This is a genomic window from Falsiroseomonas oryziterrae, assembly GCF_021864505.1.
Classification (GTDB): Bacteria; Pseudomonadota; Alphaproteobacteria; order Acetobacterales; family Acetobacteraceae; genus Falsiroseomonas; species Falsiroseomonas oryziterrae.
This window is the reverse complement of record NZ_JAKJIB010000008.1, coordinates 1-25,203: the sequence shown is the minus strand read 5'-3', so window position 1 is coordinate 25,203 and position 25,203 is coordinate 1. Positions and strand designations below refer to the sequence as shown.

Below are 25,203 nucleotides of genomic sequence, written 5' to 3'. Positions count from 1 at the left end.
CGGTGCCGCCTCGCGTCACTCGCCGAGGAACTCCCGCACCGGCACGACCGACCGCGCCGGGTCCTCCTCCATCGGCACATGGCCGAGGCCCGGCAGCACCACCGTGCGGCTCACCCGCAGCACACGCTCGTAATCCGCGGCGTGGCGCGCCGGCACCATCCGGTCCGCCTCGCCCCACAGCAGCAGCACCGGAGCCGCGATGCGGCGCAGGAAGGGCTCGGGTGGGACGAGGACGTTGTCCTCGGTGCGGTCCAGGATCGCCCGCCGCACGCCGGGTGCCAGCAGCATGTCGCGATAGCGCTGCAGCACCTCGGGCGTCAGCGCGGCGGCATCGGCATAGGCCGGCGCCAGACCGCCGCGCACCATCGGCGCGGGCAGCGTCAGCGTGAACAGGTTCATCCAGAAGGGCACGCGGATCACCTGCCCGTAGTCGCGCCCCGGGCTCGCGAAGCCGTCCGGCGCCATCAGCACCAGACGCCTGACGCGATCCGGCCGCTCCGCCGCGAAGCGCCAGGCGATGCGCCCGCCCATCGAACTGCCGACCAGATCCGTCCGCGCAACGCCGAGCGTGTCGAGCAACCCTTCCAGCAGCACGACCGCGCGGTCGTCGGTGTAGTCGCGCGTCGGATCGGCGCCGGTGAGCCCGAAGCCCGGCAGGTCGATGCGGATCACGCGCCGGTCGCGGTCCAGGATCGCGGCCCAGTCCTCCCAGGTGTGGAGCGAGGCGCCGAAGCCGTGCAGCAGCAGCACCGCCTGCCCATCCCGCGGCCCGGTGTCACGCAGGTGGAAGCGCACGCCGTCCACCGTCACGAAGGTGCTGGGCGGCGCCGCGTAGCGCGCCTCGAGCGCGGCGCGCGGACGGTCGGGGTTCCACAGCCAGGCGAGCAGGGCGACGAGCCCCGCCAGCAGCGCCACGCCCAGCCAGGTCAGCACGCGCCTCACCCTTGCGCGCGGCGTCGCGCGCGGCGCGGCCTGCGCGCCGGCCATGTCGAGTGCCATGCGGAACCTCCGGCCGGCACAACGCCGCGGCGCAGGGGCGCGTTCATGCGGGGGCGAGACGCTGTTCCGCGACGCGCAGCGCGCGGTCGTGGAAGCGCGCCACCGCCGGGCGATGCGCGATCGACAGCACGGCCGTGCCGGGCAGGCGCTGGCGCAGCAGGCGATACAGCGCCTCCTCTCCCTCCGGGTCGAGGCTGGCGGTCGCCTCGTCGAGGAAGAGGAAGTCGGGCTTGACCAGCAGCGCGCGGGCGAAGGCGAGCCGCTGCTGCTCGCCGCCCGACAGGCGCCGGTCCCAGGCATCCTCCTCGTCGAGCCGTTCGGCGAAGTGCGGCAGGCTCACGGCGGCGAGCGCGTCGCGGATCGCCGTCTCCGGCACCTCCGCCGCATCGAGCGGATAGCAGACCGCGCGGCGCAGCGTGCCGAGCGGCAGGTAGGGCCGCTGCGGCAGGAACAGGGCCCGCGCGCCCTCCGGGATCGTCACGCTGCCGCGGCCGAAGGGCCAGATGCCGGCGATGGCGCGGAACAGCGTGGACTTGCCGCTGCCCGAGGCGCCGCTGATGAGCACCGCCTCGCCCTTCTCGATGCGGAGCGACGCGTCCTCCACCAGCACGCGGCCGCCGGGCACGGCGAGCGTCACGCCCTCCACCACCACGGCCTCACCGCCGCCCGGGATGGCGCGCACGCCGTCGTCGGTCGTGCGCGCCGCGACGATCGCGCGCTGGAAGCCGGTGAGGCGCTCGACCGTGGCGCGCCATTCCGTCAGGCGAGCGTAGTTGTCCACGAACCAGGACAACGCGCCCTGCACCTGGCCGAAGGCGCTGCTGGTCTGGATCAGTCCGCCGAGCGGGATGCGGCCCGAGAAATAGGCGGGCGCGGCCACCACGATCGGGAAGATGGACGCGACCTGGGTGAAGCCTGCGGTGAAGAAGGTCAGCCGCTTGGTGGCGATCATGATGCTCCACCAGTTCTCCATCAGTGCGCGGAAGCGCTGCGTCAGGCCGCGCTTCTCATCCGCCTCGCCGCCATAGAGCGCCACGCCCTCCACGTTGTCGCGCACACGCACCAGCGCGTAGCGGAAATCCGCCTCCACCCGCTGCTGGAGGAAGTTCAGCCGGATCAGCGGCCGGCCGATCAGGTGGGCGAGCCAGGTGCCGAGCACGGAGTAGATGATCGCCACCCAGACCATGTAGCCGGGGATGGAGACGCCGAGCACCTCGAGCGGACCCGACAGCGACCACAGCACGAAGATGAAGGAGAACAGCGTGACGACACTGGTCAGCAGCCCGAGGCCGAGGGCGAGCGTGTCGTCCACGAACATCCGGATGTCGTCGGCGATGCGCTGGTCGGGGTTGTCGGTGACGGGGTCGGTCAGCGCGATGCGGTAATAGGCGCGGTCCGAGAGCCACTCCGCGAGATAACGCTCCGTCAGCCAGCGCCGCCAGCGGATCTGCAAGGCCTGGCGGAGATAGAGCGCATAGACCGCGATCAGGATGTAGGCGGCTGCGATCACGCAGAAGCCCGGGAACCAGGTGCCCTCCGCCTCGCCGCCCAGCAGCAGCAGCGCCCAGAAGGTCGCCGCGTCCTTCTGCTCCAGCGCGTTGTAGAAGGCGCGCTGCCAATAGGTGAGGACCACCGTCATGCCGACCAGCGACAGGTTCAGCGCGACGACGGCGCCGAGCAGGGCGAGCCCGCGCCCGCGCTCCTCGCTCGACCAGTAGGGCCGGGCCAGCGCCCAGGCGTCACCGAGGAAGGAGCCGAGACGGCGCATGCAGGCGATCCTCTGCTCCCTCTCCCGCGTCAGCGGGGGAGGGTCGGGGTGGGGGTCGCGCGGTCAGCGCGCATTCGACAGGGGGCGCGGTCAGCGCGCATTCGACAGGGCCCGGTCGAACGCCGCGCGCCAGTCGGCGATTCGCTTCGCGTTCACGCCGAGATCGGAATAGCCGATCAGGCTGCGCGAGTAGAGGAACAGCCCGGTCCCGCCCGGCAGCTCCACGATCTGCGCGTTGATCAGGTCCGGGTAGTTCATCAGCCGCGTCCGCGCGACCCATTGCGCCTGCCGAAGCTCGGGCCATTCGGCCATCTTCCACACCCGCTCCATCCCGTCGCCGAGTCCGCGCAGGACGCCCCAGGCGGACTCGGCCGGGACCGGCAGCAGCGGCACCGTCTCGTGCCGTTCGTTGGTCGCGCCCGGCGGCGCAGCGAGATGCGCGTTGGGGGAGGAGGGCAGGCGGAGCGTCGGGAAATCCACCGGCGCCGCCGCCGGCAATCCGGCCGTCCCGCGGCCGAGCAGCATCTGCAGCATCGTCACTCCTTCACGCGCAGCCGGATCACGCCGCGGATCTCGCTCTCCGCATCCACTGCCTTGCCCTTGCGCAGCACCTCGATGCGCCCGTCGCGGGCGAGGCGGATCGCAGCGGCGCGCACCGCGCCCATCAGCCGTCGCCACGCCTCCTCCTCCGGCGCGAGGGCGCGCGCGACCTCGCTCGGGCAGATCGACTTGCCCGCGCCGCGCGCTTCGGTCTGGCGCAGGATCTCGGCGGCGATCGCGTCGTGGTCGGGCATCAGGGCACCAGCCAGCTGGCCTGCAGCGCGCCGCCCCGCCAGTCGAAGCGCGCGCGCCGGTGGCCTTCCGCGGCGAGTTCGAGCGCCTCCAGCGTCTCGAAGCGCAGCAGGATGGCGACGAAGTTCGCGCGCCCGCCTTCCGCGTCGCGCGGCGCGGCCGGCGGCACCTCGATCGGCGTGCCCGGCGCGGGCTCCACCGCATAGCACATGCGGGAGAAGTCGCGGCTGCCGCGCCACGCGGCATCGGCGACCTCGTCGGAGGCGTGGACCGCAGTCCGGCCCGACAGCCGCAGCTGCAGCTTCGCCTTGGCGTCGTAGAGGTGCAGCTGCGCGCGCGGCTCGCGGGCCAGCGACGCGACCTTGCCGGAGCGCGCGTCGCTGTGCAGCCGGATCAGTCGGGTGGCCGGATCGAAGCCGCGCAGCACGAGCGTCCGTGCCTCCGGCGCGCCATCCGCTCCGACCGTCGCCAGAGTGGGCGTGTGGAAGGCCGAGCGCCGGTCCGCGACCCCGCGCGCGAGCAGCCCGAAGGCGTTGCCGAGCACCTCCTCCAGCGTCATCGGCCGGCGATCACCGCGCCGAGCGCGGCGCCGCTCTCCACCGCCGCCTCGGCCCGCGCCGCGATGCACCAATCGCCCGCGGCGCCCAGGCCGAGCGCCGGTTCCCACAGGCAGGGCGCGCCGAGCGCCTGCTCGACCAGCGCGTAGCGCCAGCGATGCGCGGAGGCGTGCAGCGGCGCCGGCAGCCCGCCCGCGAGCTCGGCGAAGGCGGTGAGCAGCGCGGCCTGTGCCTCCTCCGCCCGCAGTTCCAGATGCTCGCGCGACCAGGCGGGCCCGCCCTGCATCACCCAGCACTCGGTCGCCGCGTCGCGGGCGGGCTTGGAGCTGTCGCGCGCGGCCCAGCCGATCGGGCTGCCCTCCGGCCGCAGCGTATCGGGCAGGGCGAGGCGGGACGGGAAGGCCGCCATCAGCGTCCAGCAGGGCGCGATCCGCACCATCTCGACCACGCGGGCGAGGTGCGGCGCCGGCCCGCGCAGCAGCGGCACGGCCTGCGGCGCCGGGATCGCCAGCACGACCGCATCGAAGGGGCCGGACGCCTCGACCGTGTCGTCGGCCTGCTTCTGGCCCGGGCGGCGGGGCGCGGCGTGGCGCAGCATCCAGGCGCCGGCTGCGCCCTCGACGGCGACGACCTCGCGCGCCAGCGCGACCTCCAGGCCCTCAGCCAGCGCGCGCGGGATCGCCGACATGCGCGGCACGCCGACATGCCAGCCATCGGCCTGCCACGCCTGCGCCCCCGATGCCTCCAGCGTCGCGCGGAAGAGCGCGCCGCGCGCGGTCAGGTATTGCGCGCCGTGGTCGAAGGCGAAGGCGCGGCCCTCTGCCTCCACGCGCCGCGTCGCGAGCCGTCCGCCGGGCGCGCGGCCCTTGTCGAACAGCCGAGTCTCGACGCCATGGGCGGCGAGCGTCCGGGCGCAGGACAGGCCGGCCAGTCCGGCCCCCACGATGGCGACGGAGCGGGGCATGGCCCCTGTATGGCCCCGGATGGGGCGGCCGCAAAGGTCAGCGCTGGCCGTCCCAGGCCGCGATCTCCTCCTGCCGCAGGCCGCCGACGCGGGCATGCGGCCGCGGCCCGGTGGTCATCGCCAGCGCGAAGAGGATCTCGTCCCCCCGTGGCGCGTCCGGCACCACGCAGGTGATCCCGTCGAAATGGCTGCGCACATAGGCCGCGTTGCGGTGATGGATCGGCAGGTCTAGCAGCGCCCCCATCGGCCCGACCTTGGTCATGGACGGCACGATGGCGAGCGCCTTGCCGAGCAGCCCGCGCATCGCATAGCCGCCCGCGACATGCCAGAGCGCGCCGTGCTCCAGCTCGCCCGCCTCCCCGACCAGCCCGCCCTTGCCATAGGCCTCGACCGCCGTCGGGTCGCCGCCGAGCCCTGCCAGCAGCTTCTCCGCCACCATCAGCCCGACCGGCTTCATCGCCTCCATCATCCACATCAGCTCGGGCTCGTGGCGGCCGGCGAAGGGATTGCGCAGAACGACGGCGCACCAGCCCTTCAGGACGGGCTTCGCCAACGGTGGGCCGCCGTCGTGGCGCACCTCCTCGACATGCAGCACCGTTTTCCGGATCGCGATCTCCTGGCTCATGCGGCCTCCAGGGCGTTGAGTGGCGTGCCGACGATGCGGGCCTGGCCGCGCAGGCGCAGCGCGGCACCGAGGATCAGGCCCTCGCGCCGCCAGACCTCGGCGCGCTCGGCGCCGGCATCGAGCGCCGCCGCGATTTCGTCCGGCGCCAGCGCACCGACCGCGACGGTCACCAAGCGCTCGCCGAGGTCGCTGTCGGGATCGAGCGTGCGCGCCGGGCGCCGCGTGACGGCGGGGCTGTCGAGGTTCGCGGCGTTGGCGATCAGCGTTGCCGCGGCATCCGCGGTCGCCGCGTCGCGCGCCAGCACGGTCACGGCGTCGGCGATGCCGAGCGAGAAGGACCGCCCGCCGCGGCCGGAGGTCGCGATCCCGCCGATCCCGTCGCCGTGCGCGATGCGAAGCGCCCCGTCGAACGCCGTGCCGGGGATGGGCTCGGCCGCGAGGCCGATCGCCAGCGTCTCGCCAGGGGCGGCGAAGACTGCGATGTCGCCGCCATCGTTGACGAAGGCCTTGCGCAGGCCGGGCGCGGCGGCGCGCATCGCCGCCAGGAGCTCATCCGCCACAGCGCCCGCCACGGCCGCCATGGCGGTGACGAAGACTCCCCGCCGCGCGAAGGGGAGGCATGCGGCGAGCATCTGGCGCGCGACCTCACCCGTCAGCCGCGTGCCGCCGGTCACGGCACTGCGCAGCACGGGCAGCTCCGCCACCAGCTCGTCCAGGATCGTCCGGAACCGAAGCGCCGCCGCACGCTCCGCCGCCGCCACCTCCGCCGGCGTCCCCCAGACGCGCAGCACCACGTCGATCGGGCCGTGCTGCAGGTGCAGCCGCTCGCCCGCGAGGCGCTGCGCGATCATCGCGCGAAGGGCCAGGGATTGCCGGGGATCCAGCCCTCGACGCGCAGCTGGTCGCCGAGGCCGCGCAGCAATTCCTCGACCGGCACGATCTCGTCCATGTGCCCGCCGAGCTGCGCATAGAGCGCGCGCGGCAGGGTGAACTCGATCGGCGCGACGAGGGCAGGCGTCGGCACGTAGCCGAAAGCCTTGCCCGGGAAGCGCAGCACATCCGCCATCACGGTGATGCCGCCGCCCGGCCAGAGATAGGCGGGGGCGCCGCCCATGGTCACGCGCACCTCGCCGGCCGCGACGGCGCGCGTCAGCAGCACCGGGTTCTCCGTCACGCCCGCGCGCAAGGATCCGCCGGCGCCCGCCATGAACAGCACGGAGCAGAGCGACGGCTCGCAATTCTCGCCGATCCGCTCCACCACGACACGGACCGCTGCCGGCATCTCCGCCGGCACCGGGCGCAGCGCCTCGTCCAGCACGAACCAGGCGGCATGGTCGCCGGTGGTGGAGGTCATCAGCAGCCGCAAGCCCGGCCAGGCGAGCTTCGGGTCGATGCTCTCGATGATGGAGAGCGGGTCCGTCACATCCGTCCCGCCCCAGCCGAGGCCGGGCTTCGCCACCTGGAAATACCGCCCCGGCGTGGAGCGTCGGCCGCGCACGCGGATGCCCGTCGCGCGCATCCCCAGCACCTTGCCTGCCTGGTGCTCGCTCAGGACGCCGGTGATGTGGTCGTCCACCACGATGACCTCGTCGGCATGCCCGAGCCACTGCTGCGCGAAGATGCCGACCGCCGCGCTGCCGCAGCCGACGCGCATGCGCCGTTCCTCGACACCGTCCACCACCGGCGCGCGGCCGGCCTGCACCACGACCTCGTGCCCGCCATCGATGGTCAGCGTCACGGGCTCCGCCGCGCACAGCGCCAGCAGCGTCTCGCAGGTGACGACGCCCTCGCGCTTCGACCCGCCCGTCAGGTGCCGCACGCCGCCGAGGCTCAGCATCTGGCTGCCGTACTCGGCGGTGGTGACATGGCCGACCTGCTCGCCCTTGCAGCGCACCGCGGCCGCCTCGGGCCCGAGATGCCGGTCGGTGTCGATCTTCACCTTCACGCCGCAGTAGCTGAACATCCCCTCCGTCACGACGGTGACGGTGTCCACCCCGTCATGCGTCGAGCCGACGATGAAGGGGGCCGGCTTGTAGTCGGGATAGGTGGTGCCGGCGCCGACGCCGGTGACGAAGGCGCGGCCGGGATCGAGCAGCTTGCCGTCCCAGGCCCCGTCCGCGAAGGCGACGAGCGGCGCGCCGGTCTCCACGGCATGCGCAAGCGCCAGCGCCGGATCGGTACGCACCAGTTTGCCGTCTTCGTTGGCGTAGCGGCTGCACGCGCCCGCGCGACCCGGCCGGATGCGGCAGAGCACCGGGCAGGCGTCGCAGCGTATGATGCCCTCGCCCTCGGACTGCCCGAACTTCTCGCTCCTGGCCTCCGCGCTAACCCTGTCGGACATGCAGCGCCTCCCACAGCCGGTGCGGCAGGACCGGCACGCGCGTCACGCGCACCCCGGTCGCGTGCCGGATCGCGCCGAGGATGGCCGGCGCGGTCGGCACCAGCGCGGGCTCGCCCACGCCTTTTGCGCCGAAGGGGCCTTCCGGTTCCGGATCCTCGATCAGGTGCACGCGGATCGGCGGCACGTCGCCCGCGGTCGGGATCAGGTAGTCATGCAGGTTCTCGGTGCGGCCGGGGATGAACTCCTCCATCAGCGCGAGGCCGAGGCCCTGCGCGATGCCGCCATGGATCTGGCCGATGACCAACGTCGGGTTCACCGCGCGCCCGACATCCTGCGCCGCCACGATCTCCTCCACCTTCACCGTGCCGAGCACCGTGTCCACCCGCACCAGCGCGCATTGCGCCGCGAAGCCATAGGTCGCGTAGGGGATGCCCTGGCCCTCTTCATCCAGCGCCGTCGTCGGCGGATCGTAGCGCCCGTCGCCTTCGAGGTCGCTCGCCAACGCGGCGAGGTCGATGCTCCGCCCGCCGCCCGCCCGGTCCGCGACATGCAGCGTCGCACCGGACAGCGCGAGCGTCGCATCCTCCCCCGCATTGGCGAGCGCCAGGATCTTCCGCCGCAGGTCGCGCCCGGCCTCCAGCGCCGCGCGGCCGCTGACGAAGGTCTGGCGCGAGGCCGAGGTCTTGCCCGCGTCATGCGTCAGCGCCGTGTCGCCCAGGACGAAGCGGAACGCGGACAGCGGGAGACCGAGCGCATCGGCACAGATCTGCGCGATGACCGTCGTGCTGCCCTGGCCGATATCCACCGCGCCGTTGAACAGCGTCAGCGTGCCGTCGCGGCCCAGCACGACGCGCATGCGCGACGGGTTCGACATGGAGGTATTGCCGCAACCATACCACATGCAGGCGATGCCGGCGCCGAGACGGTGTCGCGTCGCGCTGGTGTTGTGCGCAGCAACTCGGGACAACATCGCATCCCACACCGGCTTCAGCGCATCCAGGCATTCGGGCAGCCCCGCCGAGGCGTGCAGCACCTGCCCCGAGGGCGTGACGTCGCCATGCCCGATCGCGTTGCGCCGCCTGATCTCCCAGCGATCGAGCCCGAGTTGTTCCGCCAGGTCGTCCACCAGCGCCTCGGTCGCGATCGCCGCCTGCGGCACGCCGAACCCGCGGAAGGCGCCGGCCGGCGTGTCGTTGGTGTAGACCGCGCGCGTGCGGTTGCGGACGTTCGGCACGCGATAGGGGCCGGAGGCATGCACCGGCACCCGGTTCGCGACCGTCGGCCCCCAGCTGGCATAGGCGCCGGTGTTGAAATCGGCGTCGAGCGCATAGGCGGTGAAGCGTCCCTCGGCATCGGCCGCCATGCGTGCGCGCAGGATTGCCGGGTGCCGCTTCGTCGTGCTCGCCATGCTCTCGGTGCGCGAATAGACCACGCGCACCGGCCGGTTCACCGCGCGCGCCGCCACCGCGAGCAGCGGCTGGATGGAGACGTCGAGCTTGCCGCCGAAGCCGCCTCCGCAGGCCGTGGGCACGATGCGCACCGCCTCCTCCGCCACGCCGAGAACGCGGGCCGTCTCCTCCCGGTCCATGTAGGGCGCCTGGGTGCAGGCAACGATCGTCATGCCGCCCTGCGTCGGTTCGGCGTAGCCCGCTTCCGGTTCGATATAGGCGTGCTCGACGAAGGCGGTCTCGAACGCGCCCTCGGCCTGCGCAGCGGATTGCGCGGCGTCCGCATCGCCCGATGTCAGCCGCCCCCGCACCAGCACGTTTCCCGGCGCATGCGCGTGGAGCTGCGGCGCGCCCTTGGCCAGCGCGGCCTCCACGCCATGCAGCGCCGGCAGGGGCTCCCACGCGATCGGCAGGTCCCCATCGCGCACCGCCTCCACCGCCGCGCGTTCGCCAACAAGCGCCAGCACCGCTTCGCCGCGGAATCGCACCAGCCCCTCGGCCAGCACGGGCTGGTCTTTGAGGTTCGGCATGATGCCGAAGGCGTTGATCCCGGGCACGTCGCGATGCGTCAGGATGGCCTGCAGCCCGAGCCCGCGGCGCGCGGCCTCCAGGTCGCCCAGCGTGAAGCGCGCGCTCGCATGCGGCGAGCGCACCACCCGCAGCCAGAGCGCATCCGGCGGCGCCGCATCGGCCCCGAACCGGTCCGTGCCCGCGACCTTCGGCGCGCCGTCCAGCCGCGCCACTGCTGCACCCACCGCCCCGCCGGCCGACGGCATCGGCGTTGCATGTGGCACCGCATCCAGCACCGCGTCCACGATCTTGCGGTAGCCGGTGCAGCGGCAGAGTACGCCGCTGATCGCCTCCTCCACCGCAGGCGCGCAGGGCGTCGGGTCGCGCGTCAACAGGTCGCGGGCGGCCATGATCATGCCCGGCGTGCAGATGCCGCATTGTGCCGCGCCATGCGCCAGGAAGGCAGCGCGAAGCTGCTCGACCAGCGGGTCCTCCGCCTCGATCGTCGTGATGCGCGCACCCTCCGCCTGCGCGGTGGGCACCAGGCAGGCGCAGACCTGCGCGCCGTCCAGCAGCACGGTGCAGGCGCCGCAATCGCCCGCCTCGCAGCCCACCTTCGTGCCGGTCAGGCCGAGTCGCTCGCGCAGCGTGTCCGACAGCGGCGCGAACGGCGCCGCATCGGTTTCCACGTGGCGCCCGTTCAGCGTGAAGGCGATCATGCGAGGCCCCGCAGCAGATCGCGCAGCAGCGTCAGCGCCGCGCCGCGGCGGTAGGCGGCGGAGGCGCGGATGTCGTCGATCGGCGACAGCGCGGCGAGATGATCGGCCTGCACCACCTCCGCCGCCTCGCGGATCGCCACCCCGCGCAGCGCGGCTTCCAGCGCCGGCAGGCGCTGCGCCACGGCCGAACAGGCGCCGACTGCCAGCCGGGCCTCGGCAATGCGGCCCGTCGCGTCAGCCGCGACCACGCCGGCGGCCATGGCGATGGAGATGACGAGGTAGCGCCGTGCGCCGAGCTTCACGAAGCCGCTGCGGGCACCGTCGAGCCGCGGCACATGCAGCGCTACCAAGATCTCCGTCGGTTCCAGCGCGGTCGCACGATAGCCGGTCAGGAACTCGCGCAGCGGCACTTGGCGTGGCCGCGGCCCGGCGATGTCGACCTGGGCCTCCAGCGCCAGCAGGTTGGGGATCCCGTCCCCGGCCGGCGAGGCGGTGATGAGGTTGCCGACGATCGTGCCACGGTTCTGCACCTGCACGCCGCCGACCTCCCGCGCGGCCGCCTTCAGCCCATCGAACAGAGGCGGCAGCGCCGCGCGTCCCAGCGCCGACCAGGTGACGAGGCAGCCGATGCGCCAGCCCGAAGCGGTTTCCTCGATCCGGTCGAGGCCCGGGATCGAAGTGATGTCCAGCACGTCCTTGTGCGTCGGGTCGCCCCAGGCGCGGCGCCCGGCGGCGGCGGGGTAGACGTCAGTCCCGCCCGCGATCACCGCGACGTCCTGCGCAGCGCGGATCGCCAGCGCCTCCTCCAGCTTGCGGGGGCGGTGATAGGCGATCATGGCCCGAACAGTCGTTCCGCCTGTTCCGCCGTGTAGTAGCCGCGCGCCACGTCGCGCGCGACGAGGTCGCGTTCCCGCTCGCGTGGATCGCCATAGCCGCCGCCGCCCGGCGTCATCACCTCCACCCGGTCGCCCGCGACCAGGCGCAGCCCCTGGTCCTTCGACAGGTGCTCCGGCACCGTCGTGACGCCGCCGCGGTGCAGCCGCACGACATTCGGCGCGCCATCCTGCCCGCCCAGCACGCCGGGCGGGCCGAAGCGGCCGTGATCCATCACGAAGCTCGCCCGCGCCTCGCCGCGCAGCAGTTCCACCTCGTAATGCACGCCGAAACCGCCGCGCCGCCGCCCGGCGCCGCCCGAGCCCTCATGGATCGCGAAGCGGCGGAACAGGATGGGGAAGTACTGCTCCATCACCTCGACGGGCGGCGTCTTGCTGATGCCGATCGTCGAGCAGGCATTGGTCAGCCCGTCCTCGCGCGCGTTGCCGCCATGGCCGCCGCCGGTGATCTGGTACATCACGTATCCCGCGTCCCGCGCCGGATCGAAGCCGCCGAGCGCGAAATTCCCGGAGGTGCCGGCGGGCGCCGCCCAGAGCTCGTCCGGGATGGCCTGGGCGAGGGCGAGAAAGACGGCCTCCGCGACGCGCTGGCTGACCTCCGCCGCGCAGCCCGAGACCGGGCGCGGATAGCGGGCATCGAGGAAGGTGCCCTCGGGACGCATCACCCGCAGCGGCTCGAAGGTGCCGGCATTGATCGGCACATGCGGGAAGACGTGCTTCATGCCGAGATAGATGGCGGAGCAGGTGGTCGACCAGACCGAGTTCATCGGCCCGCGGCAGGGCGGCGACGACCCGGACAGGTCGAAGGTCAGCGTCTCGTCCTGCTTGGTGACCGTCAGCGCGATGCGGAGCGGCTCGTTCACCACGCCGTCGGAATCGACGAAGGCCTCGGCGCGATAGACACCGTCCGGGATGCGCCGGATCTCGGCCCGCATGCGCTCCGCCGCCCGGGCGCGGATGCCCGCGATCGCGTCCTTCAGCCCCGCCGCGCCGTAGCGCGCGAGCATCTCGCTGAGCCGCTGCTCGCCTACCAGCAGCGCGGCGGCCTGCGCCTTGATGTCGCCGATCCGCTGCCCCGCGACGCGGATGTTGGATTGGATGATGGAGACGATCTCCCGGTCCAGCTCGCCGCGCTTGAAGAGCTTCACGGGCGGCAGGCGGAGGCCTTCCTGCTCCACCTCCGTCGCATGCGCGCTGAAGCCGCCCGGCACCATGCCGCCGATGTCCGGCCAGTGCCCCGTGTTCTGCAGCCAGCAGAACAGCTCGCCCTCCACGAAGACCGGCTTCGCGAAGCGCACATCCATCAGATGCGTGCCGCCGAGATAGGGATCGTTGACGATGTAGATGTCGCCTGGCTCCGGCGCCGCCACCGCGCCCTCGCGGATCAGGCGCGCGAGATGCGCGGCGGAATGCGCCATGGTGCCGACGAAGACCGGCAGGCCGAACTCGCCCTGCGCGATCAGCTCGCCTTCCGGCCCGTAGATGCCGTCGGAGCGGTCGTCGGCCTCCGCGATCACCGGCGAGAAGGCGGCGCGCGAGAACGCGATGTCCATCTCGTTGCAGACCTGCTGCAGCCCTGCCTGGATCACGGCAAGCGTCAGTGCGTCCGTCATGCTGCCACCCGGATCCGCAGGTTGCCGATCGCGTCCACCACGGCCTCGCTCCCCGGCTCCAGCACCGTCGTCGCATCCGCCTGCTGCAGGATCGCGGGGCCCGCGATGCGGACGCCCTCCGCCAGCGCCTCGCGCTGCCACACGGCCGCGTCGTGCCAGGCGCCGTCGGCGTAGAGCCGACGCGTGCCGATCCGCGCCTCGCCGCGCGGCCCACCCAGCAGCGCGCCGAGGGCGAAGCCGCGCCGCTTTCCGATGACGCTCGTGTTGAGGTTCACCAGCACAGCGCGGATCTCCGGCATGCGGATCTGGAAGCGCGCGAAATACGCCGCCTCGAAGGCCGCCTGGATCTCGGCGCGCGAGGGCGCTGGCCTCGGCAGCGGGACGCGGATCAAGTGTGTCTGGCCGCGGAACTGCATGTCGGCGGAATGCAGCACCACCGCTTCCTCCACCTCGCCGCGCTCGGCCAGCACGGTGGCCAGGCCGCGCTCGCGCTGCGCGCCGAGCACCGCCGCGATCTCCTCCTCCGGGATGTCGTCCAGGCCGCGGTTCAGCGTGTTCACCAGGTCCTGCCGCAGATCGGCGACCAGGCAGCCGAGCGCGTTGGTCAGGCCGGGCCGCGCGGGCACCAGCACCTCCGGGATGCCGATCTCGCGTGCCAGCGCCACGGCATGCAGCGGCCCCGCGCCGCCGAAGGCGAACAGCACGAAGTCGCGCGGGTCGTGCCCCTTCGAGAGCGACACCATGCGGATCGCGCCGGTCATGTGGACATTCGCCAGCCGGATCGCCGCCTCCGCCGCCTGCTCGACGGAGATGCCGAGCGGCGCGCCGATCTCGCGCATGAAGGCCTCGCGCAGGCGCTCGAGCGGGACCGGCTCGCGCACCGCCAGCAGCCGCGCCGGGTCGAGCCGGCCGAGCACCAGATTGGCGTCGGTGATGGTCGGCTGCGTGCCGCCGCGCCCGTAGCAGATCGGGCCGGGCGTGCTGCCCGCGCTTTCCGGCCCGACCCGCAGCATGCCCGCGCGATCGAGCCCCGCGATGGAGCCCCCACCCGCGCCGACGGTGCGCACATCCACCATCGGCAGGTGGATCGGCAGGCCATAGGCGATGGAAAGCTCCGCCGAGACCTCCGGCACCCCGCCGGCGATCAGCGCGACATCGGTCGAGGTGCCGCCCATGTCGTATGTGATGGCGTTGCGCAGCCCGCTCTGCGCCAGCGTCGCCGCCGCCGCCATGACGCCCGACGCCGGGCCGGACATGACGGTCTTCGCTGCCTCGCGCGCCACCAGCCGCGCCGGCACCGTGCCGCCATTGCCGTTCATCACCAGCAGGTCGCGCCGGTGGCCGCGCGCGGCCAGCCCCTCCTGCAGTCTGTGCAGGTAGCGGTCGAGCACAGGCTGCACCGCCGCATTCACGCTCGCGGTCGTCCCGCGCTCGTATTCGCGGAACTCCGACAGCAGCTCGTGGCCGAGCGTGACGTAGGCATTGGGCCAGATGCTGCGCGCGATCTCGCCCGCGCGGCGCTCATGCGCGGGGTTGGCGTAGGCGTGCAGGAAATGGATCACCAACGCCTCGCAGCCTGCCTCGAGCAGCGCCCGCGTCTCGCGCGCCACGGCCGCCTCGTCGAGCGGCGCCACCACGCTGCCGCGCGCATCCATGCGCTCCGCCACCTCGCGGCGCAACTCGCGCGGGACCAGCGGCTCGAAGCTGCCCGTCATGCCATAGGGCTGCGGCCGGGTGCGGCGGCCGAGCTCCAACACGTCGCGGAAGCCGGCCGTGGTGATCAGCCCGACGCGGGCCAGCTTGCGTTCCAGCACCGCGTTCGTCGTGGCCGTGGTGCCGTGGATGATGAGGTCGATCGCCGCGGGATCGGCGCCGGCCGCCGCGATCGCATCCATCACCCCGTCGGCCTGGTTGGGCGTGGTCGGGACCTTGGCCAGCCGCACGGTCCCGTCCGCCTCCTGCAGCAGCAGGTCGGTGAAGGTCCCGCCGACGTCGATGCCAGCAACGCGTCTCATACCGTCAGATACGCCTCGCGGACCTGCTCATCCGCCTCCAGCGCCGCCATGGCGCCCTGGAAGCGGATCTCGCCGCGTTCGATGACATAGGCACGATCCGCCACCGCCGCGGCGAAGTCCAGGTTCTGCTCGGATAGCAGCACCGCGATTCCTTCCTCCTTCATGCGCAGCACGGCATCCGCCATCTGCTCGACGATCACGGGCGCGAGACCTTCGGACGGCTCGTCCAGCAGCACCGCCTCCGGGTTGCCCATCAGCGTGCGCGCGATGGTCAGCATCTGCTGCTCGCCGCCCGACATGGCGCTGGCGCGGCGGCCGCGCATCTCGGCGAGATTCGGGAAGACCGTGAAGAGCCGCTCCGGCGTCCAGGCGGCGCGGCCGGCGGCCGGCGCGCGGCGTCCGACCTCGAGGTTCTCGTACACCGTCAGGTCCGTGAAGATCCGCCGCTCCTCCGGCACATAGCCCAGGCCGAGCCGCGCGATGCGGAAGGGGGGCAGCCCTGTGATGTCCTGCCCTGCGAAGCGAACCCGCCCGCCGCGCGGCGGCAGCAGGCCCATGATCGCCTTCAGCGTGGTGGACTTGCCCGCACCGTTGCGCCCCATCAGCGCCGCCACCTCGCCCCGGCGCAGCGATAGCGAGACGCCGAACAGCACCTTGGCCGGCCCATAGCCGGCATGCAGCGCCTCGACCTCAAGCACCGCCTCAGCCATGGGCGCGACGCGCGCGCAGCGCGGCCTTCACGCCGGTGGTGCCGAGGTAGACGCGCTGCACCTGCTCGTTGGCGCGCACCTCCTCCGGCGCGCCGGCGGCGATGATCTCGCCGCGGACCAGCACCAGGATCCGGTCGGCATGGGCGAAGACGGCGTCCATGTCGTGCTCGGTGAAGAGCACGCCGATCCCTTCCTCCCGCGCGATACCGGCCGTCAGCCGCATGAGGCTGGCGCGCTCGCGCGGCGCCATCCCCGCCGTCGGCTCGTCCATCAGCAGCAGCCGCGGCGCGGCGGCGAGCGCGATGGCGAGTTCCACGCGCTTCACGTCGCCATAGGCGAGCTCCCCGATCGGCCGGTCCGCGGCATCCGCCATGCCGACGCGATCCAGCAGGGCCAGCGCCTCAGCCCGGAACAGCCGCTCCGCATCGGCCACCACGTCGCGCGTCCGCCCCGCATGCGCGATCAGCGCCATCTGGACGTTGCCGACGACGGTCATGGACAGGAAGGTCTGCGCGACCTGGAAGGTCCGCCCGACGCCAAGCCGGCAGACCTCGCGCGGCGGCATGCCGGTGATGTCCTGCCCGGCGAGCGTCACGCGCCCGCTGTCCGGCCGCAACTGGCCGCCCACCATGTTGAAGGTGGTGGACTTGCCCGCGCCGTTCGGCCCGATGATCGCCAGCATCTCCCCGGCCGTCAGCGCGAAGGACACGTCGCGCGCCGCGACCACGCCGCCGAAGCTCTTGTTCAGTCCCTCCGCGCTCAGCAGCGTCATGCGCGCACCACGCCGGGCTGGCGGCGGAGCGCCGCATAGGCGCCGCCGAGTCCGCGCGGGAAGATCAGCACCAGCGCGATGATCGAGGCGCCGAGGAAGAACCGCCAGAAATCCGTCAGCGGCATGAAGACGTCCTTGATGGCGTGGAAGGCGGCCGCACCCACCACCGCCCCCATCACCGTCTGGATGCCGCCCAGCAGGATCATCGCCAGGAAATCCACCGACATCGGGATGCCGAGCATCGTCGGATCGATGGATCCCTTCGAAAAGGCATAGAGCCCGCCCGCCAGCCCCGCGGCCGCGCCGGCCAGCGTGAAGCCAAGCCAGCGATGCACCCGCACATCCACCCCGATCGCATCCGCCCGCTGTTCCGAATCCCGCGCCGCGCGCAGCGTCGCGCCGAAGGGGGCGTAGACCACGTGGCGCAGCGCCAGGATCGCCGCCACCACCAGCACGGCGACGACATAGAAATAGACGTGGCGCGAGGCCGCCCAGGCGCTCGGCCAGACGCCGACCACGCCGTTGTCGCCGCCGGTGAACTCCACCCATTGGAAGCAGACCGCATAGGCGATCTGAGCGAACGCAAGCGTCAGCATCGCGAGGTAGATGCCGGAGAGCCGCACTACGAAGAAGCCGAACAGCGCCGCGAACAGCCCCGCGACGACGGGCGCCGCGACCAGCGCCGGCTCCATCGGCACGCCCGCCTTCACCACCAGCAACCCCGCCGCATAGGCGCCGAGGCCGAAATAGGCCGCGTGCCCGAAGCTGACGATGCCGCCATTGCCGACCAGGAAATTCAGCGAGAAGGCGGCCAGCGCGAAGACCAGCACCTCGGTCGCCACCTTCATCGTATAGGCCGAGCCGAAGAAGGGCAGGGCGAGCAGCGCCGTGACGGACAGCGCCAGCAGCCCCTTCTCGACCGCCGCGAAACGCGCAGGGTTCAGGATGCCCTCCGGCAGCGCCGCCCGCCCCGCCGCGGCCTCCGGCTTCCCCAGCAGCCCCCAGGGCTTCACCACCAGCACCGCCGCCATCAGCAGGAACACCAGCACCAGCGTGATCTTCGGGAAGACCAGCACGCCGAAGGCCTGCAGCTGCCCGATCAGCACCGCGGCCAGGAAGGCACCCGTCACGCTGCCCATGCCGCCGATCACCGTCACCACGAAGACCTCGGTGATGATCGAGAGGTCCATCTGCGCCGAGGCACTCACGCGCGGGATCTGCAGCGCGCCGCCGAGCCCCGCCAGGAACGCGCCCAGGAACAGCGTGCCGGTGAACAGCAGCGCCTGGTTGACGCCGAGCGCGCCGACCATCTCGCGGTCGCGGGTCGCGGCGCGGATCAGGATGCCGAAGCGCGTCCGGTGCATCAGCAGCCACAACAGGCCCAGCACCGCCGGCCCGACGAAGATCAGGAACAGCTCATAGGCCGGGAAGCGCTGGCCCAGTATCTCCACGCCGTGCCGCAGCCCCGGCGCGCGCGGACCGGTGATGTCCACCGGCCCCCAGATCTTCAGCACCGCATCCTGCACCATCAGCACCACGCCGAAGGTCGCGAGCAGCTGGAACAGCTCCGGCACCTTGTAGATGCGCCGCAGCAGCAGGACCTCCATCACCACGCCGAGGATCCCGACCGCGACCGCGCTGACCAGCACGCCCACGAAGAACAGCCAGGGCGAGCGGTCGATCTCCAGCAGCCACGGCACCACCGTCACGGCGATGTAGGCGCCGAGCATGTAGAAGGAGCCATGCGCGAAGTTGACGATGCGCGTGACGCCGAAGACCAGCGTCAGCCCGGAGGCGATGACGAAGAGCGAGGACGCGCTGGCCAGGCCCGACAGGGCCTGAACCACGACGAAGCTGAAATCCACTCAACTGCTCCGGCGGGCGGCGCGCACCTCCGCTTCCGGGAACATCACCTCCGCCCCGTCCACATAGCGCGCGTTACGCATCGCGCCCTGCCGGCCGCGCAGCACCGTCTCGCCCACCCAGGTGCCCATCGTGCCCTGCTGGTCGATGCCGCGCATCACGACCGGGCCGGTCACGGTGTCCGTGCGCAGGTCGCGCAGCCCATCCACCAGCGCCTCGTTGTCCAGGCTGTTCACGCGGTTCAGCAGGTTGGCCAGCACCTGCACCGTGACCCAGCCGAGCAGGCTGCCCTTGCGCGGCGTGTCGTTGAAGCGCGCGCGGTAGGCCTCGACATAGGCGCGGTGCGCCGGCCACTCTACCTGCTCCCAGGGATAGCCGGTCACGATCCAGCCCTCCGGCGTCTCGTCGCCCAGCGGGATCATGTATTCCGGTTCGCCGGTCAGCAGGCTCAGCACGAAGCGCCGCTCGAACAGCCCGCGCGTGTTGCCCTCGCGCACGAAGGCCGTCAGGTCGGGCCCGAACAGCACGTTGAAGATCGCATCCGGCCGCGCTTGGTTCAGCGCGCCCACCGTAGCGCCCGCATCCACGCGGCCGAGCGCCGGATACTGCTCCGCGACGATCTCGGCGCCGGGGATCGAGGCGCCGATCAGCCGCTTGAAGTTCGCCGCCGCGGACTGGCCGTATTCGTAGTTCGGCGCGACGATCGCCCAGCGCCGCGCGGTGCGGCCGCGCGCCGCCTCCGTCAGCATGCGCGTCTGCATGTAGGTGTTGGGCCGGAGCCGCCATGTATAGCGGTTGCCCTGCTGCATCGTGATCGCGTCCGACAGCGGTTCGGTCGCGAAGAACAGCCGCCGGCGCTGGTTCGCCAGGTCCGCGACCGCCAGTCCGACATTCGACAGGAAGGTGCCGGCGATGAAGGCGACGTTCTCGCGCGTCAGCAGATCCTCGGCGACGCGGACCGCATCGCCCGGCGTCGCGCCGTCGTCGCGGAAGACGAATTCCAGCGGCCGCCCGCCCATGACGCCGCCGGCGCGGTTGATCTGCTCGGCGGCCAGCTGCATCGCGTTGCGATAGGGCACCGAGAAGGCGGCCATGCGGCTGTAGGAATTCAGCTCGCCGATCCGCACCGGCGCACCCTGGGCGCGCGGCACCCTAAGCCCGATCAGCGGCGCGGCCGCGAGCCCGCCGGCCAGCGCGCGGCGTGCGAGCGTGAAGCGACCCATGACCGATCTCCCGTTCGTCCGTCCCTGTGGCCGCATCCTCACCCGGCTTCCTGCCGATGGTCCAGGGGGGCCTTCCGGCGCTCCGCCCTGCCTGCCAAGCTTCCGGCATGAGCGCGGACCGCTTCGACCCCGTCAGCCTGCAGATCCTCTGGAGCCGCCTGATCTCCATCGCCGACGAGGCGGCGGCGGCGCTGCTCCGCACCTCCTTCTCCACCATCGTGCGCGAATCGAACGACTTCGCGACGGTGCTGATGGATGCGAAGGGCGCGAGCCTCGCCGAGAACTCCATCGGCATCCCGAGCTTCGTCGGCCTGCTGCCGCGAACCCTTCAGCATATGCTGGACGAGATGCCGGCCGACACGCTGAGGCCCGGCGACGTGCTGATCACCAACGACGCCTGGATGGCGACAGGGCATCAGCTCGACGTCACCACCGTCTCGCCGATCTTCCGCAAGGGGCGTCTGGTCGGCTTCGCGGGTGCGACCAGCCACGTCCCCGACATCGGCGGCGTGCTGTGGTCGGCCGATTGCACGGAGGTCTACGAGGAAGGCCTGCGCATCCTGCCGACGAAGCTGATGGTCGAGGGCAAGGAGAACCGCGAGCTGGTCCGCCTGATCCGCGGCAATGTCCGCGTCGCCGACCAGGTGATGGGCGACATCGCGGCGCAGGTGAACGCCCAGGCCGTGTGTGCGCGCCGCCTGTCGGAATTCCTGGACGACACCGGCCTGGAGGACCTGACGGAGCTGTCCGCCGTCCTACAGGCGCGTGCCGATGCGGCGATGCGCAAGGCGATCGCCGCACTTCCCGACGGCACCTGGCGCCACGTGGTCAAGGCGGACGGCTACGAGGACCAGGAGACGACGATCGCCTGCGCCATCACCAAGCAGGGCGAGCGGCTGACGGTGGACTATGCCGGGACCTCGCCGCAGATCGCGCGCGGGCTGAACTGCGTGATGAACTACACCTACGCCTACACGGTCTATCCGCTGAAGTGCGCGCTCGACCCCGACACGCCGCGCAACGAGGGCAGCTACCGCGCCATCGAGGTCACCGCGCCGGAAGGCAGCATCCTCAACGCCCGCTACCCGGCGGCGGTGAACGCGCGGCACCTGACGGGGCTGTTCCTGTCGGGTGCCATCTATGGCTGCCTTGCCCAGGTCGTGCCCGAGAAGGTGATCGCCGACAGCGCTTCCCCCGCGCCGCGCCCCGTCACCACCGGCCGCGCGAAGGGCGAGCGCTTCAGCCAGGTGCTGTTCGGCTCCGGCGGCATGGGCGCCGGCGCCGGGCGCGACGGGCTGAACGCCGTCGCCTTCCCGACCAATTCCGGCTCCGGCTCGATCGAGGCCTTCGAGGCCGGCGCGCCGGTGCTCGTCTGGCGCAAGGACCTGATCCCCGACAGTGGCGGCCCCGGCCGGTGGCGCGGCGGCCTCGGCCAGGAGGTCGAGCTGGAGGTGATGACGGAGGAACCCGTCCGCCTTTCGCTCATCTCCGACCGCATGAAGCATCCGGCCGGCGGGCTGATGGGCGGCGGCGCGGGGCTGCCGGCCAAGGTGGTGAAGGCCGACGGCACGCATCCACATCCCAAGGGCCGCTCCACCCTGCAGCCTGGCGAGCGGCTGGTGATGAACTACGGCGGCGGCGGCGGCTTCGGCGATCCGCGGCAACGCGACCCGGCCGCGGTGCGCCGCGACATCGAGGACGGTTACGTGACGCCGGACGGCGCACGGCGCGACTACGGGATCACCTCATGACGTTGCGCATCGGCGTCGATGTCGGCGGCACCTTCACCGACTTCGTCCTGGTGGACGAGGCCGAGGGCCGCGTGCTGACCGGCAAGCGCCTCACCACGCCCGACGACCCAGGCCGTGCCATGCTCGACGGCATCGCGCGGCTGCTGGACGAAGCCACACGCGGCATCGGCGCGGTCCGGCAGGTGGTGCATGGCACGACGCTGGTCACCAACACGGTGATCGAGCGCAAGGGCGCGCGCATCGGCTTCATCACGACGCGCGGCTTCCGCGACAATCTCGAGATGGGTCGTGAGATGCGCTACGATCTCTACGACCTCGCGCTCGAGAAGCCGCAGCCGCTCGCCCCGCGTCCGCGCCGCCATGTCGTGACGGAACGCCTCGACGCCACCGGCCGCGTGCTGAAGCCGCTCGACGAGGCGGAGGCCCGTTCGGCCGCGCGCGCCCTCAAGGCGCAGCAGGTCGAGGCGGTCGCCGTCTGCCTGCTCCACAGCTACCTCGACCCGACCCATGAGCGCCGCGTCGGCGAGATCCTTGCGGAGGAACTGCCTGGTGTTCCCGTCACACTCTCCTCCGACGTCGCGCCCGAGATCCGCGAATACGAACGCGCCAACACCGCCTGCGTGAACGCCTATGTCCAGCCGCTGATGGACCGCTACCTCGCGCGGCTGGAGGAGGAGTTGCGCCGCCGTGGGATGGACGCACCGCTGCATCTGATGCTGTCGGCTGGCGGTATCGCGACGGTGCGGCACGCGCGCCGCCATCCGGTGCAGCTGATCGAATCCGGCCCCGCCGCGGGCGCGCTCGCGGCAATGCATGTCGGCCGCGCCTCCGGCCTCGCCGACATGATCAGCTTCGACATGGGCGGGACCACCGCGAAGATGTGCCTGATTGAGGGCGGCGAGGCGGAGCATGCCTCCACCTTCGAGGCTGCGCGGGTCCGCCGCTTCAAGAAGGGCTCCGGCCTGCCGCTGAAGGTGCCGGTGATCGACCTCATCGAGATCGGCGCGGGCGGCGGCTCCATCGCCGCGGTGAACGCGATGGGGCTGCTGACGGTCGGCCCGGACTCGGCCGGCTCTGTGCCCGGCCCGGTCTGCTACGGCCGAGGCGGCACGCATCCCACGGTGACGGATGCCGACCTGCTGCTCGGCTATCTCTCGCCCGACTATTTCCTCGGCGGCGAGATGGGACTCGACCGCGCTGCGGTCGAACGCGCGGTGCAGGAGAAGCTCGCCGGCCCGCTCGGCATGTCCGTGCTGGAGGTCGCGGCCGGCATACATGCCGTCGTCAACGAGAACATGGCCGCCGCGACGCGCATGTACATCGCGGAGAAGGGCAGGGACCCGCGGCGCTACGCGCTGCTCGCCTTCGGCGGCGCGGGCCCCGTGCACGCCTATGGCCTTGCCAAGCTGCTCAAGCTGTCGCGGATCGTGGTGCCGGCCGGCGCCGGCGTCGCCTCCGCCCTCGGCTTCCTCGTCGCCGCACCGGCGATCGACCTGGTGCGCAGCGGCATCCGCCGGCTCTCCGCCGTCGACTGGGACGAGGTCGGCCGGCATTTCGAGGCGATGGAGGCGGAGGCGCGCGCGCTGCTGGTCGAGGCCGGCGCCGCGCCCGGCGACGTGACCTTCCGCCGCAGCGCCGACATGCGCTTCGTCGGACAGGGCTTTGACATCCCCGTTCCGCTGCCCGGGCGCCTCGATGCCGAGGCCGTGCAATCCGCTTTCCTCGACGCCTATCAGCGCCTCTTCGACCGCCGCATCGAGGGCCTGCCCTCCGAAGTGCTCTCCTGGCGCCTGCACGCCACCGCAAGCCGCCCGGAGATCCCGGCGACGCTCAGCGCGCGCCAGCCGGGCGATCCGCGCAAGGGCACCCGCGAGGCCTGGTTCCCGGGCGTCGGCCTGACGCCGACCGCGGTCTACGACCGCTATCGCCTCGCCCACGGCATAACCTACCCCGGCCCGGCCGTGGTGGAGGAGCGCGAATCCACCACCGTCATCGGCCCCGATGCGAGCTTCACGCTCGACGCGCAGGGCAACCTCGTCATCAGCATCGAGGGCTGAGCATGGCCAAGTCCGCCCCCTTCGCCTGGATGAATGGCAGCCTCGTCCCCTGGGAACAGGCGACGCTGCACATCGCCACCGAATGCGTCCTGCGCGGCGAGAACGTCTTCGAAGGCGAGCGCGCCTACTGGTCCGAGGAGGAACAGGAGCTCTTCATGTTCCGCCACGCCGAGCACATCGCGCGGCTGCGCCAGGGCGCCAAGATCATGCGCATGACGATCCCCTACACGGATGCCGAGATCGAGGCCGCCTGCATCGAGCTGATCCGCGCCTGCGGCTACCGCGGCAGCGTCCACTTCCGCCCCGTCGTCTATTTCGACCAGGGCGAGCTGACAGACTACCTGCCGGAGGAGATCCGGACAGGGATGTTCATCCTCGCCTTCAGCAAGCCGACGACGAAGGCGGTGCACCAGGGCGTGCGCTCCTGCGTCTCCACCTGGCGGCGCAACTCCGACCTCGCCTCGCCGTCGCGCATCAAGGCGGGGTCGAACTACCACAATTCGCGCCTCGCCTACATCGATGCGCGGCTGAACGGCTTCCAGATCCCGATCCTGCTGAACGAGGCCGGCAAGGTCGCCGAAGGCCCCGGCGCCTGCTTCATGATGGTGCGCGGCGGCAAGCTGATCACGCCGCCCGTCACCGCCGACATCCTGGAAAGCATTACCCGCGATACGCTGATCGAACTCGCCCGCGCGGAACTCGGGCTCGAGGTGATCGAGCGCGACGTGGACCGCACCGAGCTCTACATCTGCGACGAGGCCTTCTTCTGCGGCAGCGGGCACGAGGTAACGCCGATCGTCTCGGTGGACCATTACGATGTCGGCGACGGAAAGCCCGGCCCGCTGACCCGCCGCATCCAGTCGCTCTACTTCGACGTCGTGTCGGGCAGGGTGCCGCGCTACCGGCACTGGCTGACGCCCGTCTATGGCGCAGCCAAGGCGCAGGCCGCGGAATGAGGACCGTCGGCCGCCTCGTCGCCGAAAGCCTGCTCGCCCACGACGCCGACCTGATCTTCTGCGTCCCGGGCGAGAGCTTCCTCGGCCTCACCGACGCCATCACCGACCTACCGACGCTGAAACTTGTCGTCTGCCGGCACGAAGGCGGCGCGAGTTACATGGCCGTCGCGGATGGTCGCATGCGCCGCCGCGCCGGCCTCTGCCTCGTCTCGCGCGGCCCCGGTGTCGCGAATGCGATGATCGGCCTGCACACCGCCTTCCACGACGCCGTGCCGATGATCCTGCTCGTCGGCCAGGTCGAGCGTCGCGACAGGGGCCGCAACGCGCTGCAGGAGCAGAACTACGCGAAGCTGCTCGGCGACATGACCAAGGCGGTGATCGAGGTGGACCTCGCCGCCCAGGCCAGCGAGGCGATCGCGCGCGCCTATCACCTGGCGGAGACCGGCACGCCCGGCCCCGTCGCGGTGATCCTGCCCGAGGACCTGTTCGACGACCCGGCCCAGGACATCCCGCTCGCCCAGCCGCGCCCACGCGCGGTGCCCGAGGCTTCCGCCGCGCAGCTCGAGGCGCTGGCCGCGCGCATCGCCGCCGCCGAGCGCCCGCTGGTGCTGGCCGGCAGCGCGCTGG

At 72.1% G+C, this 25,203-nt stretch carries 21 protein-coding genes; 4 read left to right on the top strand and 17 right to left on the bottom strand.

Annotated features, from left to right (window positions below; all coding sequences use genetic code 11):
* Positions 1 to 15: 15 nt before the first annotated feature.
* The 17 genes from L2I40_RS01870 to L2I40_RS01790 all read right to left on the bottom strand — a co-directional run bounded on the left by L2I40_RS01870 (position 16) and on the right by L2I40_RS01790 (position 19,812).
* Positions 16 to 999: an alpha/beta fold hydrolase gene (locus tag L2I40_RS01870; protein ID WP_237213157.1), complete on the bottom strand. Its 984-nt coding sequence runs from the start codon at positions 997 to 999 to the stop codon at positions 16 to 18.
* Between the two features lie 43 nt (positions 1,000 to 1,042).
* Positions 1,043 to 2,767, bottom strand: coding sequence for an ABC transporter ATP-binding protein/permease (locus L2I40_RS01865; protein ID WP_237213156.1), 1,725 nt, complete (start codon positions 2,765 to 2,767; stop codon positions 1,043 to 1,045).
* A 90-nt stretch (positions 2,768 to 2,857) separates the two neighbouring features.
* A complete protein-coding gene (locus L2I40_RS01860) occupies positions 2,858 to 3,301 on the bottom strand; it encodes a DUF1499 domain-containing protein (protein ID WP_237213155.1) in 444 nt (147 codons plus the stop codon).
* A gap of 2 nt (positions 3,302 to 3,303) precedes the next feature.
* On the bottom strand, positions 3,304 to 3,561 hold the full coding sequence (locus L2I40_RS01855) for a DUF3253 domain-containing protein (RefSeq protein WP_237213154.1): 258 nt from the start codon (positions 3,559 to 3,561) through the stop codon (positions 3,304 to 3,306).
* A complete protein-coding gene (locus L2I40_RS01850; RefSeq protein WP_237213153.1) occupies positions 3,561 to 4,118 on the bottom strand; it encodes a pyridoxamine 5'-phosphate oxidase family protein in 558 nt (185 codons plus the stop codon). Before L2I40_RS01850 ends, L2I40_RS01855 begins: the two co-directional genes overlap by 1 nt.
* Positions 4,115 to 5,080 carry an NAD(P)/FAD-dependent oxidoreductase gene (locus L2I40_RS01845; RefSeq protein ID WP_237213152.1) on the bottom strand — a complete coding sequence of 322 codons (966 nt, stop codon included), beginning with the start codon at positions 5,078 to 5,080 and terminating at the stop codon, positions 4,115 to 4,117. Before L2I40_RS01845 ends, L2I40_RS01850 begins: the two co-directional genes overlap by 4 nt.
* Positions 5,081 to 5,117: 37 nt before the next feature.
* A complete protein-coding gene (locus tag L2I40_RS01840) occupies positions 5,118 to 5,705 on the bottom strand; it encodes an amino acid synthesis family protein (RefSeq protein ID WP_237213151.1) in 588 nt (195 codons plus the stop codon).
* A complete protein-coding gene (locus tag L2I40_RS01835; RefSeq protein WP_237213150.1) occupies positions 5,702 to 6,556 on the bottom strand; it encodes a UPF0280 family protein in 855 nt (284 codons plus the stop codon). The genes L2I40_RS01840 and L2I40_RS01835 overlap by 4 nt, the downstream gene beginning before the upstream one ends.
* The gene (locus L2I40_RS01830) at positions 6,553 to 8,046 is read right to left on the bottom strand and encodes a 6-hydroxynicotinate reductase (protein WP_237213149.1); all 1,494 of its coding nucleotides are present in this window, start codon (positions 8,044 to 8,046) and stop codon (positions 6,553 to 6,555) included. The genes L2I40_RS01835 and L2I40_RS01830 overlap by 4 nt, the downstream gene beginning before the upstream one ends.
* Positions 8,030 to 10,723: a molybdopterin-dependent oxidoreductase gene (locus L2I40_RS01825; RefSeq protein ID WP_237213148.1), complete on the bottom strand. Its 2,694-nt coding sequence runs from the start codon at positions 10,721 to 10,723 to the stop codon at positions 8,030 to 8,032. The genes L2I40_RS01830 and L2I40_RS01825 overlap by 17 nt, the downstream gene beginning before the upstream one ends.
* The gene (locus L2I40_RS01820; protein WP_237213147.1) at positions 10,720 to 11,559 is read right to left on the bottom strand and encodes an FAD binding domain-containing protein; all 840 of its coding nucleotides are present in this window, start codon (positions 11,557 to 11,559) and stop codon (positions 10,720 to 10,722) included. Before L2I40_RS01820 ends, L2I40_RS01825 begins: the two co-directional genes overlap by 4 nt.
* Positions 11,556 to 13,229: a hydantoinase B/oxoprolinase family protein gene (locus tag L2I40_RS01815; protein ID WP_237213146.1), complete on the bottom strand. Its 1,674-nt coding sequence runs from the start codon at positions 13,227 to 13,229 to the stop codon at positions 11,556 to 11,558. Before L2I40_RS01815 ends, L2I40_RS01820 begins: the two co-directional genes overlap by 4 nt.
* On the bottom strand, positions 13,226 to 15,244 hold the full coding sequence (locus tag L2I40_RS01810; RefSeq protein WP_237213145.1) for a hydantoinase/oxoprolinase family protein: 2,019 nt from the start codon (positions 15,242 to 15,244) through the stop codon (positions 13,226 to 13,228). Before L2I40_RS01810 ends, L2I40_RS01815 begins: the two co-directional genes overlap by 4 nt.
* Positions 15,241 to 15,954 (bottom strand): ABC transporter ATP-binding protein, encoded by a 714-nt coding sequence (locus L2I40_RS01805; protein WP_237213144.1) that lies wholly within the window; start codon positions 15,952 to 15,954, stop codon positions 15,241 to 15,243. The genes L2I40_RS01810 and L2I40_RS01805 overlap by 4 nt, the downstream gene beginning before the upstream one ends.
* Positions 15,947 to 16,726, bottom strand: a complete 780-nt coding sequence (locus L2I40_RS01800; RefSeq protein ID WP_237213143.1) for an ABC transporter ATP-binding protein — start codon at positions 16,724 to 16,726, stop codon at positions 15,947 to 15,949. Before L2I40_RS01800 ends, L2I40_RS01805 begins: the two co-directional genes overlap by 8 nt.
* The gene (locus L2I40_RS01795; RefSeq protein WP_237213142.1) at positions 16,723 to 18,591 is read right to left on the bottom strand and encodes an ABC transporter permease; all 1,869 of its coding nucleotides are present in this window, start codon (positions 18,589 to 18,591) and stop codon (positions 16,723 to 16,725) included. Before L2I40_RS01795 ends, L2I40_RS01800 begins: the two co-directional genes overlap by 4 nt.
* On the bottom strand, positions 18,592 to 19,812 hold the full coding sequence (locus L2I40_RS01790) for an ABC transporter substrate-binding protein (protein ID WP_237213141.1): 1,221 nt from the start codon (positions 19,810 to 19,812) through the stop codon (positions 18,592 to 18,594). It lies immediately after the preceding gene.
* Positions 19,813 to 19,919: 107 nt separating this feature from the next.
* On the opposite strand from L2I40_RS01790, the gene L2I40_RS01785 reads away from it, so the two are divergent.
* The 4 genes from L2I40_RS01785 to L2I40_RS01770 all read left to right on the top strand — a co-directional run.
* The gene (locus L2I40_RS01785) at positions 19,920 to 21,563 is read left to right on the top strand and encodes a hydantoinase B/oxoprolinase family protein (protein WP_237213140.1); all 1,644 of its coding nucleotides are present in this window, start codon (positions 19,920 to 19,922) and stop codon (positions 21,561 to 21,563) included.
* Positions 21,560 to 23,620, top strand: a complete 2,061-nt coding sequence (locus tag L2I40_RS01780) for a hydantoinase/oxoprolinase family protein (RefSeq protein WP_237213139.1) — start codon at positions 21,560 to 21,562, stop codon at positions 23,618 to 23,620. The genes L2I40_RS01785 and L2I40_RS01780 overlap by 4 nt, the downstream gene beginning before the upstream one ends.
* A gap of 2 nt (positions 23,621 to 23,622) precedes the next feature.
* Positions 23,623 to 24,576 carry a branched-chain amino acid transaminase gene (locus L2I40_RS01775; RefSeq protein ID WP_237213138.1) on the top strand — a complete coding sequence of 318 codons (954 nt, stop codon included), beginning with the start codon at positions 23,623 to 23,625 and terminating at the stop codon, positions 24,574 to 24,576.
* A partial coding sequence (locus L2I40_RS01770; protein WP_272910918.1) for a thiamine pyrophosphate-binding protein occupies positions 24,573 to 25,203 on the top strand: 631 nt, incomplete at its 3' end. The genes L2I40_RS01775 and L2I40_RS01770, both read left to right, overlap by 4 nt.